Annotated in this window: 5 protein-coding genes; 4 read left to right on the top strand and 1 reads right to left on the bottom strand. The window is 37.3% G+C overall.

The features are described from left to right. Positions 1-32 precede the first annotated feature (32 nt). Together PLEUR7319_RS0102630 and cls are read left to right on the top strand one after the other, a co-directional pair. Complete coding sequence (locus tag PLEUR7319_RS0102630) at positions 33-863, top strand: endonuclease/exonuclease/phosphatase family protein (RefSeq protein WP_019503653.1); 831 nt, start codon at positions 33-35, stop codon at positions 861-863. An 8-nt stretch (positions 864-871) separates the two neighbouring features. Then, positions 872-2,290, top strand: a complete 1,419-nt coding sequence (gene cls / locus PLEUR7319_RS0102625; protein ID WP_019503652.1) for a cardiolipin synthase — start codon at positions 872-874, stop codon at positions 2,288-2,290. A gap of 15 nt (positions 2,291-2,305) precedes the next feature. On the opposite strand, the gene PLEUR7319_RS37705 is transcribed toward cls, so the two are convergent. Beyond that, positions 2,306-10,282: a non-ribosomal peptide synthetase gene (locus tag PLEUR7319_RS37705; RefSeq protein ID WP_019503651.1), complete on the bottom strand. Its 7,977-nt coding sequence runs from the start codon at positions 10,280-10,282 to the stop codon at positions 2,306-2,308. Between the two features lie 658 nt (positions 10,283-10,940). Between PLEUR7319_RS37705 and PLEUR7319_RS0102615 the strand changes: the two genes are divergently transcribed. Both PLEUR7319_RS0102615 and PLEUR7319_RS0102610 read left to right on the top strand, forming a co-directional pair. Then, positions 10,941-11,228 (top strand): PqqD family peptide modification chaperone, encoded by a 288-nt coding sequence (locus PLEUR7319_RS0102615; protein WP_202804205.1) that lies wholly within the window; start codon positions 10,941-10,943, stop codon positions 11,226-11,228. Positions 11,229-11,280: 52 nt separating this feature from the next. Next, positions 11,281-11,640: a hypothetical protein gene (locus tag PLEUR7319_RS0102610; RefSeq protein ID WP_019503649.1), complete on the top strand. Its 360-nt coding sequence runs from the start codon at positions 11,281-11,283 to the stop codon at positions 11,638-11,640. The last annotated feature ends 175 nt before the right edge of the window (positions 11,641-11,815 follow it).

The following is an 11,815-nucleotide window of genomic DNA, read 5'->3' as shown; positions in this document are numbered from 1 at the left end:
TAAACTAGCTTATATCAAATAACTGTTAATCAATGTTCGAGTTACAAGAACAAAGTCCATTATCTTATCTGAAACAATTCAGTCCAACCCATAGATTTGGTCAAGTTGCCGAAACAACTATTGACAATACTCATCCTCGTCCCTCTTTCCTCAATCACGACTCAATTAAAGTTCTCAGTTGGAACATCGCCAAAAATAACCACAACCGCAACTGGAGTCAAGATTTTTTGACCATTATCGAACAATATCAACCGGATAAAATTTTTTTACAGGAAGTTCGCCTCTGCACCATCAAACAAAAAATTCCGGAATTAGCCTCAATGGGTTGGAGTTTTGCTCCTAACTTAATTGATACTTTTGACAATACCTATTCGGGGGTTTTAACTGCGACCAAGACAGATCGCCTTAACAGTCAAGCTAAAATTACCAAACACCAAGAACCAGTTACAGGAACCCCTAAAGTTTCTCTGTTTGTTGAATATTCTCTTGGTAGTAATGGTGAAACTCTCTTAGCAGTTAATACTCATTTAATTAATTTTGTCGAAACCAGTAAATTTCAAGCTCAATTACAAGAAATAGAAGCCATGATTGCTCAGCATCAGGGAGCAGTAATTTTCTCAGGTGACTTTAATACATGGAATCGTTCTCGTTGGCTACTACTCTTACAAATGACTGCTAAATTGGGCTTGACCCCTGTTACTTTTCCCCCGCTCGAAGCACTCAAAATTAAACGTTTTTTGTTGTCACCTCCTTTAGACTATATTTTTTATCGAGGATTTAAACAAAAAAATGCTAGTGCTATGGTTATCGATAGTATCTCTTCCTCGGATCATAATCCTCTATTTGTAGAGCTTTATATTTGAGGAAATAAATGCTATCAGGGATTAACCTTGTCTCTATTTTTAGTGTATTAACCCTAATTATTCATGGTGTAGTGATGGTTGTGCGTTCATCTCGTGGTGCGATCGCCTGGGGAATTTCTTTAATCACATTTCCCTGGTTAGCGATTCCCCTCTATTGGATTTTAGGCAAAAATGAGTTTCAGGAATATGCAGTAGCCCTACAAAATGCTTATCTCGAACACCATAAACTAGTCAGTCAAGTTTATAGCACCATAAACGAATTTAAAGCCGAATTACCAGGCAAATTCTGCGCCTTAGAAAAACTTGCGGCGGTATTTACGTCTCTTCCTTTTACCATAGGCAATGAGATTGAATTGTTAATCGATGGTCAGCAAACCTATCGAGAAATGTTGCGGGCGATCGCTCAAGCTCAAGACTATATTTTGCTGCAATCCTACATTATCAATGATGATCGCATAGGGAATGAGTTTAAACAGGCCTTGATAGATAAAGCCAACCAGGGAGTTAGAATCAATTTACTCTACGATAAAATCGGCTCACGCCAACTATCCCGTAATTATCTTAAATCTCTGCGACAGCATGGCATTCAAGTCAAAGGTTTTGGCAGTACCAGAAGAAAAGGTAATCGTTTTCAAATCAACTTTCGCAACCATCGGAAAATTTTAATTGTCGATGGAGAAATAGCTTTTATGGGGGGTTTAAATATTGGTGATGAATATTTAGGGAAAAACCCTCGTTTTGGCTCCTGGCGAGATACTCATCTGAAAATTCGAGGTACTGCGGTACAATGCCTTCAAAGCGTCTTTTTAGGGGATTGGTATTGGGTAACTAGAGAAATCCCTCAAGTTTCCTGGGAGGTAAAAGAATCAACAAAGTATCATCAAACAGCTTTGATCTTACCAACAGGACCTGCTGATAAATTTGATAATTGTAATTTATTTTTTTTGAGCTTAATCGAGCGATCGCAAAGCCGAATCTGGATTGCCAGTCCTTATTTTGTACCCAATAATTCGATTCTTAATGCTTTAAAATTAGCTGCTCTAAGGGGTGTAGATGTGCGAATTATTTTACCCAATCGTCCCGATCATTTGTCAGTATATCTCTGTTCTTTTTCTTACTACACTGAACTTCAAGCATTGGGGATCAAACTATATCGTTATCGTTCGGGATTTATGCACCAAAAAGTTATCCTGATTGATCGCGATATAGCTGGAGTAGGTACGACGAATCTCGATAATCGTTCATTCTTCTTAAATTTTGAAGTAATGACTTTTTCAATTGCAGAAAAATTCATTAATAACGTGGAATCCATGCTCCAAGAAGACTTAAATCTTTCGCGCTCAGTTAATTTGAATGCTTATCAGCAAAAACCTTTTTGGTTCAAATTATCAGCTAGAGTATTTCGCCTGTTAGCACCAATACTATAACTTTAGGAATCGAGTTTAGTATATTGAGTTCTCCAGCAGATTGAATATTGTTTTAAGACGATGAATTAACATATGGTTGTTTCTGACAAATTTATGTCTTCTCTTAATGCCCTCAGCACCATCTCGCTCGAATAGAGTCAAAGCTTGTTGATAAGCATCCCGAACGCAATCTAAATCGTATCTTTCTAGTCGAATAATCGGTAACTGCGCTTGCTCTTGTGGTGAAATCACCTGATCTAAATCAAAGATATCACTAGAAATAATCGGAATTTGTCCCCACAATAAAGTATCGAATAAACGGAAAGGAAGTTCTCGCTCCAGAGTCAACAGCAAAGATACTTTATACTTTGTCCAATGGGAAAACCTGTGCTGTGATGAGAGTCCTAAATCAGCATTTTGTTGAGCTTTGTCTTCAAAACAAATCTGACAATTAAGAAAAGATTCCTTAAGCTGCTCGACTAATTGAACTACTTGATAAGGTATCAGCATATGTTGCTGTTTCTCAACAACTTCATAATTCCAAAAACCTACTAGAAGTTGATCGGAGCGATTTTGATAACCGCAACTAGAGAAGAATTTCCGCGCCTGAAAAACCGTCCATTCTGCCGAACATACGGAAATAGCTGGGGTTACAATACTGCTGTAGTTTCTTAGTACCTCGCCAATAAATTTGTGTCCGGGAATAGAAATGTCTACTTCATCTGCCACTTCAATATTAGGGAAGAAACCGCGATTATTTTGCCAAAACCAGGCAATAATTGTTCCAGAAAAGCCTTGTTCTCTAAGCTTTTTAATCAATTCCACTTCTTTTTTGAGATGAACTAGTACGATAACTACATCGAATGCAGTAACTTCTATGTGCTTGAGATTTCTACAAAAAGAAATATGGTAGTTACGTTTAGCGAAAAAGTTATGTAACTGTGATTCGGTATGCTCAGAAAAACAACAGTCAGCTTGTTTACTGATTACTAGTACCCTTCTCTGAAGTGAGGTAAGAAAAGAACTAATCTTATCTAAGATCTCTAGTTTGCGCTCTGGTCTGGGTGCAATTAAGTGGTATTTATTTCTCAGCTTTAAATGTTCTCGTACAGAGACTATACGATTGGCAGTTTTTTGACCTGGATGATTACGATAAAAAGCTATGGGCCAGCTAATTACCTCCAGACGCGCGCAGATTTGAGCCATCCTAAACCAGAAATCGCAATCCATAGTATATTCCAGCTCTTCATCTAACTTTCCTCCGGCTTGATTCCAAGCTTGGCGAGTAAATATTGCTTCTGGCTGAATGAAGAAATGACCTTTAAACCAATAATGACAACAGTCAGCAAGAGTTTCAACGGTAAAGTCATGCTGTCTCACCCTAGGTTTTTTGACCCTAATGCTTCTAAACTCTTCGGGGTTTTGGGAATCCTCATGGGTTATGGCAATACCCGCAACTACATCGCAGTCATGATTTAAATAAGTTAAGGCTGCCATGTGCAAAGCTCCTGGCGCGAGCATATCATCACTGTTGATCCAAGTAATTAGCTCTCCAGTAGTGCGACTAAAACCCTTATTAATAGCATCAGACTGTCCTTGATCGGGTTCGATAATAATTTCTGATACCTGTTCTTGATATCTGTCCAGAATTTCCCGGGTTCCATCAGTAGATTCTCCGTCAACGATAACGTATTCCAGATTTGGGTATTCCTGATAAATTACCGAGCGAATTGTGTCTTCGATATATTCTTGATGATTAAATGATGGTGTGACGACAGTTATCTTGGGCCATGACATTTCTCGGGGTTTCATGGTTTCAAAGATATCTGCTAAGTTAAACGATCGCCCTGGCCATTCAATACTATCAATACTTGGCCATAGTAATTGAATTTCTTCTTGTTTACCGGCTAAATTAATTGTTTGGAATTTTTCTCGAGCTGCTTCGATATTTCCTTGAGACCACAATGGTACAGCTTGATTAAAAATTAAAGCAGAAATTTTACTTTCAACTTGAGTCAATTCTGGATTAATCTCCAGAGCTTGATGGTATGCTTGCTCCGCAGCTGACAGATTTCCTTTGGTGATCCAAACATTCCCTAAACCGTGGTAGAGATGAGGATCGTCTGGATATAATGCGATCGCTTTCTGATAGCTCTCAACCGCTTTATCTAGAAGCTCTAGTTGCTTCAAACTATTGCCAAGATTTCTATATACTTCAACAGATTGAGCAGGATTTAACTCGATCGCTTGTTGATAAGCAGCGATCGCTTTTTCCAACTCTCCTTGTTTACGCCAACAATGACCCAAAAGACGATAATTTCTGGGCTTATTAGGATTTAACTCAATCGCTTGTTGATAACAATCAATGGCTGCATCCAGTTGGTGAGATTGCTGTAAAATATTGCCACAAATTAAATGACTTTCAACATGTTTAGGTTCTAATTCAATCGCTTTTTGGTATTGTTTGACTGCTGCTGACAAATTTCCTTGCTCGTGAAAAGCAGAACCCAAAAGACGATACAGATGAGGATAATCTGGTCGTAACTTCAGTGCTTTTCGGTAGCAGTCAATTGCTTGGCTCCAATTGCCTTGTTTGAGCAAAATTTGAGCAAGTTGCCTCCAGGCAGGCTCATTATGAGGATCGATATCTAATCCAGATTTATATAGTTTTATTGCTCGCTCTAGATTACCTGCTTGTCTAAATTTCTTAGCTTGAATCCACTTCAGCTCGGCTTGATATAAATTTAATTGACGGCGAATTTCTGAATTTTTAGGTTGTAATTTGAGAGCTTCTTGTAAGTTATTAATCGCTGCTCTGAATTTTTGCTGTTGACCAAAAATTTCCGCTAACTTCTGATAAATAGCACCAGATTGATTTGAATTAAGAGCGATCGCTTTTTGATAGCTCTCAATCGCTTGCTCTAGTTTTTCTTGCTGGGTAAATATAGCTCCTAAATGTTTGTAAGTATGGAAAGACTGTTGGGGACTAAGTTCAATTGCCTGCTGATAGTTAACAATGGCTGCTTCTATTTGTCCTGCTTGGCGCAGTGCATTTCCTAATAATCGATAGCCGTTAGCTCGATTGGGATATAAATTAACAGCTTGTTGATAGATCACGATTGCTTGCTCTATTTCTCCAGCTTCAATCAAAGCCTCAGCCAAGTCTCTATATACTCTAAATGGCTGCTGAGTATTTAATTTAATTGCTTGTTGATAACTAGATATTGCTGCTGCTAAATTTCCTTGTTCTTTTTGAGTAGAGCCTAATAGAACATAAATATTTAGTTGTTGCGGGTAGATCTCTAATGCTTTTTGATAGATAGAAATTGCTTCAGGGTATTTTTGTAATTCTCTAAATACTCGTGCCAGTTTATTATAATTTCCCCAACTGATTCGAGGATTTAGTTTGAGCAATTCTAAGGATTTTTGGCAGTATTTTAAAGCTTCTTCTCGATCATTTTTTTTGATTTGATATTCCCCTAAGTCAGTATAAACTCCGGGATGAAATGGATCTAAGTTTAACGCTTGCTCAAAGACAATCAAAGCTTCATCTAGTTTTTCTTGCTCACAAAGGGTATTCCCCAGACCTCGATAAGCTTCAAAATGATAAGGATCTAAGGCGATCGCTTTTTGATAAGCAGCGATCGCCTGAGTAAATTGTTTTCTTCGGCGTTGAGTTGCAGCTAAGGCACAATAAACCGAAGGATTATTAGGTTGCAAATCAAAAGCCTTTTGGTAAACTGCGTCTATCCGTTCTTGTGGGTTTAAAAAATGCCAGAAGTGATTTTTTCCTAGCAGCTCAGCATAATTACTCTGTGTTGCTGTCTCTAGTTTAACTAGATTGCTACTATCAGTTTCTCTTTGCTGCTGTGAAACTAAATCATCCCAGACTTCTGTTTGATTTATCTCTAAATAATTACTGTTTGGTAGAGCTGAATCTAAACAGGCTTTTAGTTGTCGAGCAGTAGTTGACACAAACTCACCCAGATAAGAGTCATGGTTTCCTGAGACTTCATAAATTTCGCATTCTTTGGCTAAAGATTGCCAGTTTTTAACTAACTCTTGATTAGGATCGTCCCGAGAAACTATTAAGCTCATTTTCCCCTGATAATCTTGAGGTTGATAATTTCTAATTATCGCTTTGTAATTTTCATGAGCTTCTCTGATCAGTTGAGCGTTACTTTTATTCCTTATACTCACATTGATTGCTTCAAAATACTTTTGCGAGACGAGAGAAATAGGCTTAGTATTCTTCCTTATAGGACACAAAGTATCCATTAGAATTAAAGACACTTCTTCTCCCAGTTGAAAAAGTTGTTGCGCGATTTCAAAAGCGATAACTCCACCCGCGCATTCCCCGACGATAATGTAAGGACTATGGGGTTGAACTTGACGAATTTCTTGGAGATAAGCTGCGGCTAAACTCTCAACGTTAGGATGAAAGCCATGTTCTCCCTGCCAACCACTCTCTTCAAAACCATAAATTTGTAATCCATAAACTGGTTGCGACTGTCCTAGGAGGTAAATGAGTTTGGCATAAATCATTAATTCATTTTCCCCACCAGCTCCCCCAGGAACGATAAAGCAGGGTATTTTGTTGCCCCCTTTTTGAATTGCTACTAAAGGAGACCAGGTTTTGACAGCGCGATCGGATTGAGTTTGTAGTTCACTGTCAATTTTGGTTGCTAGTTGCACAATAGTAGGGTTTTCAAACAAATAGCGTAGGGGCAATCTTAGCTGAAAAACTTCTTCGATCCGATTGATAATCCGAGTTGCTGCTAAAGAATGACCGCCTATTTCAAAGAAGTTATCCAAAATATTAATCTCAGTTTTTCCTCGATTAAAATCTTCAATTCCTAAAGCTTCGATCCAAATTCTTGCCAGCAGTTCCTGAGTTAGATTTTGAGGATAAAATAGTTGTTGCTCCTGTTTAGATAAATGCCAATCTGACAGGGGAATAGCATTTAATTCGATTTGACCTTCAGAAGTTAAAGGGACAGTTTCTAAAAGACGACGGTCTACTTTTCCACTAGGAATTAAGGGTAGTTTATCGAGAATAATAAATGTAGCTGGTACTGCGTATTCTGGTAATCTTTGTTTGAGAAATTCTCTGAGTTCGGTTTTAGAAGTTTGTCGATCAGCTTCTAAAACAACATAGGCTACTAAACGCTTTTCGTCTGGAACATTCTCTGTAATTGAAATTAGATTTACAATAACTGCTGTTTCCTTTATCCCAGGGTGTTGAGCCAAATTAGCTTCTATTTCGCCTAATTCGACACGATAACCTCGAATTTTGACTTGATTGTCTAAACGACCTATATATTCAATTTTGCCATCAGGTAAATAACGAGCTAAGTCACCTGTTTTGTAGAGTTTTTCTTTAGAGTTAAAGGGACTAAGAATAAATTTTCCAGCAGTTAGTTGAGTCAGATTGAGATAGCCTCTAGCTACTCCCATGCCCTGAATATAGATCTCACCAGGGACACCAATGGGTACGGATTGAAGATCAGAATCGAGGATATATATTTTGGTATTAGCTATGGGACGACCAATAGATGGAAGATTAGACCAGTCTTTGGTTAGGCTCGGAAGTTTAAAGCAAGTAGCTACATGAGTTTCTGAGGGTCCATAGTGATTGTATAGAGTACATTGAGGAAGTTGCTCAAATAAGCTTTTAATTGCGGGAGTTATTTGTAGTTGCTCGCCAGCAGTAATAATTTCCCGTAGATTGGTGGGAACAAATTCTCTACTTTGAGCTACTTCTGCTAGTTGTTGGAGGGCAACAAAAGGTAAAAAGATTCTGTCGATCTTTTCTTGTTCTAGCAGCTCTAGTAAGACATTCGTATCTCGTCGCCATTCGGTTGTGATTAGAACTAAGGTTCCCCCGCTACACAAAGTTGCCCAGATTTCTTGCAAAGACACATCAAAGCTGATGGGAGCAAATTGTAATGTTTTATCAGTTTGAGATATTGTCGTATTTTCTAATTGCCAAGAGATAAGATTAGTCAGAGTTCGATGTTCTAAGGCAACTCCTTTAGGTTTTCCTGTCGAGCCAGAAGTATAAATTATATAAGCTAGGTTGTCAGATAGAATTCCAGTTGATACATTTTCTGGCAGTTCTCGTTCAATCTCAGTCCAATCCTCATCTAAACAAACTAGATGGCAAGAATGAGCTGGTAACTTAGCAATTAGATTCTTTTGAGTTACCAAGATACTTATTTGAGCATCCTTGAGTATAAAACTCAGACGTTCTTGAGGATAAGATGGATCTAAGGGAACATAAGCTGCACCAGCTTTGATGATTCCTAATATACCTACTATTCCATCGAGGGAACGTTCGACAAATATCCCAACTAATCTTTCTGGCTTTACTCCTAGTTTTTGCAGATAACGAGCTAGTTGATTAGCACGGTTATTGAGTTGTTGGTAGGTAAGCTGTTGATCTTGAAATCTGACTGCGATCGCCTTGGGAGTTTTGGCTACTTGGGTTTCAAAAAGTTGCTGGATGGATAAATCTTGAGCATACTCAGTCTTGGTATTGTTCCAATCTATCAATAATTGCTGACGCTCCATTCTTCCCAGGAGCGGTAATTCAGATATAGGGCGATCGGGATTGGCAACTATCCCTTCTAGTAAAATCTGAAAATGCTCTAACAATCTGGTAATAGTACTAGCATCAAATAAGTCAGTGGGGTATTCTAATATTCCTCTTAATCCTTGAGGTGTATCTGTTAGGAAGAAAGTGAGATCGAATTTGGCTGTTTTTTTGGGAATACCAATCGTTCGCACAATCAAATCTGATAGTTCTGATGCTGCCAGTGAAGTAGGAGTGTTAGTGAAAACCAACATTACTTGGAACAGGGGATTACGACTTAAATCTCTTTCAGGTTGTATTTCCGCTATCAGTTTCTCAAAGGGTAAATCTTGATGGGCTAAGGCTTCTTGTTGCCCTTGACGAACTCGATTTAATAACTGTCTGAAAGTAGGATTTCCTGATAAGTCAGTTCTTAATGCTAATGTATTCGCAAAAAATCCGATGATTTCTTGAATTTCAGCTCGATTGCGATTGGCTACGGGAGTCCCCACAATAATATCTTTCTGTCCCGTATAGCGATAAAGTAAGACTTTAAATGCTGTTAAAAGAGTTACGAACAGAGTTGTACATTCTTGCTGAGTTAGAGATTTAATTGAATTGGTTAAATCTTGAGGAAAAGCGAGATATTGAGATGCACCTCTATAGGTTTGAATTGCTGGACGAGGACGATCTGTTGGTAGTTGTAAGATGGGTAAGGAACCACCTAATTTTGTTTTCCAATAAGTTAGTTGAGATTTTAAGACGTTATCTTTAAGCCATTCTCTCTGCCAGTAGGCAAAATCAGCATATTGAATTGGCAGTTCAGGTAATGGAGAAGATTTATTGTAATTAAAAGCTTGGTAAAGCTTGACTAATTCCCGAAAAAAGAGACTTAAACACCAGCCATCATAGACAATGTGGTGCATTGATAGCAGCATTACATATTTTTCTGCTTTAATCCGTAACAATTTTACTCGCCAGGAGGGTTCTTGGGCTAAATTAAAAGGTTTTTGCGATTCTTCACTAAATAATCTTTTAATTTCCGAATTAAGTTCAGCTTCTGAAAGGTTTAATAGGTCTATTATGGGTAATTTATAAGGTATGGAAGAAGCTATGATTTGAACTGGTGTTCCTTTTTTGATAGCGAAAGTAGTTCTTAGTGTTTCGTGGCGGCGTTGGATTTCCGTGAGACTTTTTTCTAAAGCAGAGATATCTAAAGGACTAACTAGATAATATCCTTGACTAAATTGATAGCCAATACTGTTTGGCTCTAATTGGTTAATAAACCAGAGACGTTCTTGAGCAAAAGAGAGTGGTAAATTTTGAGCGCGTGAAATTTGTTTGATGATAGGTGCTTCACGCTGTCTAATTAGTGTTTTTCTAACAGTTAGCCAAAAATTTGCCGGATTTTTTGAAGAATGAACCTTAGATATTTGCATGATTGTTATTTCAGCCAACCTTAATTTATAAAAACATCAAAACCCAAAAAACTAGCCTATTAAACCGCTTCGCGGTTAGCTTTTAGCTTTATTAAAGCTGTGTAGCCAATTAATCTAAATGCTTACAAACACTACAAGATTTAAATAGATCTAAATCTGTGCCAGTCTGTCAATTTTGAAATAATAGTGCTTAAAAAGTTCAGAGTACTCTCTATTTCCTCTTTCACTACTTAGCTTTAAACTATCTAGAATTTTTTATATTCAACTTAGATCCTCAGTCAGAAGCTTTTAGCAAATCAAAATTCATACGTCGATCACCTTAGATCAAAAAATTTTATTGCGTATTAATTTTAAGTATTTTAATATACTTAAGAATTAAGATATTGAAGATAATTAATAAATAGTTATATTTACGTGTAAATACTTATTTAGCATTTTTAATCGTTAAAATTATTTAGTTGAAAATACTGATTTACATATTTAGAGAACAAGCTAGCATATGGTGTAAATTGAATGACATTATTCTGTATTATTAGCGAATCAAGCTTCTTGTTTTAACTAAAAACCATGCATAACTACTAAATGTAGAGTCCTTGTTCTGTATATCCGTAATTATCCTGATCTGTCCAAATAAGATCTTAAGCTAATGATAGAAGAAATGAGTATCGTAGTAACAGCCAAAGATAAACGTTATTCTAACTTAAATAAAGAAGTGGTAATTCTCGATCTTAAGTCTGAGGAATATTATGGCTTAAATCATGTTGGAGCTACTATTTGGCACTTACTACAGGAACCTAAAGCTGTTAGTGAAATTAAAAGTATTATTCTAAATAAATATGATGTTGATTTAGAACAATGCGATCGCGATTTGAAATCTTTTCTAGAAGAATTAGAACATGAGGGATTAGTTGAAATAAGAAATCCAGCTAATATCAGGTTCAATTGAAACCAATCAAGTTTTAGCATCAAGAATAAAAAATAATAACGGAGGAGACATAATGAATATCAAAGAAACTTATGAACTACCAACTATTAAGAATTTAGGTAAAATACAACATATAACAAAAGCTAACAATGGCAGCTTAAATGATTTTACTGATATCACAGGTGACAATAATTCTGATGAAATTTTAATTAATAGAGATAAAGATCTAGAAGCTGTAGTAGTAAATGACAGATTGTACCCTGTAGAGAAGATAGGGAAGACAGTCGAGACAGCCAATGGATCTGTGTTAGATGCCTATGATAGTGATGGAGATCATGAACCAGATCTTTGGTCAACGAGAGATTCGGCAGATAGTGAATCTAGAGATTATCAATCCGATCCTACCGTTTGGGATAGCAGAGATAATTTCTAATCTTTAAAGCGATCGCCATGTATAGCCGTACAAAGTTACGTTAGGACAAGTTTATTTGATTGCTCGTAAGTAAAGGTGCGACCCCCTAAAGGATTCAGCAGTTGCTCATGGGGGAAACCCCCAAGACCGCACTGCTTCACCGCGTCGACGTAAGGCGTTTACCCAGGAGCGTTAT

The sequence above is a fragment of the Pleurocapsa sp. PCC 7319 genome, from assembly GCF_000332195.1.
Lineage (GTDB): Bacteria > Cyanobacteriota > Cyanobacteriia > Cyanobacteriales > Xenococcaceae > Waterburya.
The sequence above is the reverse complement of the archived record's forward strand: the minus strand, read 5'-3'. Positions and strand labels throughout refer to the sequence as shown.

Bases quoted from the DNA above. Each gene is read 5' to 3' on its own strand.
- PLEUR7319_RS0102615 (WP_202804205.1), top strand. From the start codon at position 10,941: ATGAGTATCGTAGTAACAGCCAAAGATAAACGTTATTCTAACTTAAAT.
- PLEUR7319_RS37705 (WP_019503651.1), bottom strand. From the start codon at position 10,282: ATGCAAATATCTAAGGTTCATTCTTCAAAAAATCCGGCAAATTTTTGG.
- cls (WP_019503652.1), top strand. From the start codon at position 872: ATGCTATCAGGGATTAACCTTGTCTCTATTTTTAGTGTATTAACCCTA.
- PLEUR7319_RS0102630 (WP_019503653.1), top strand. From the start codon at position 33: ATGTTCGAGTTACAAGAACAAAGTCCATTATCTTATCTGAAACAATTC.
- PLEUR7319_RS0102610 (WP_019503649.1), top strand. From the start codon at position 11,281: ATGAATATCAAAGAAACTTATGAACTACCAACTATTAAGAATTTAGGT.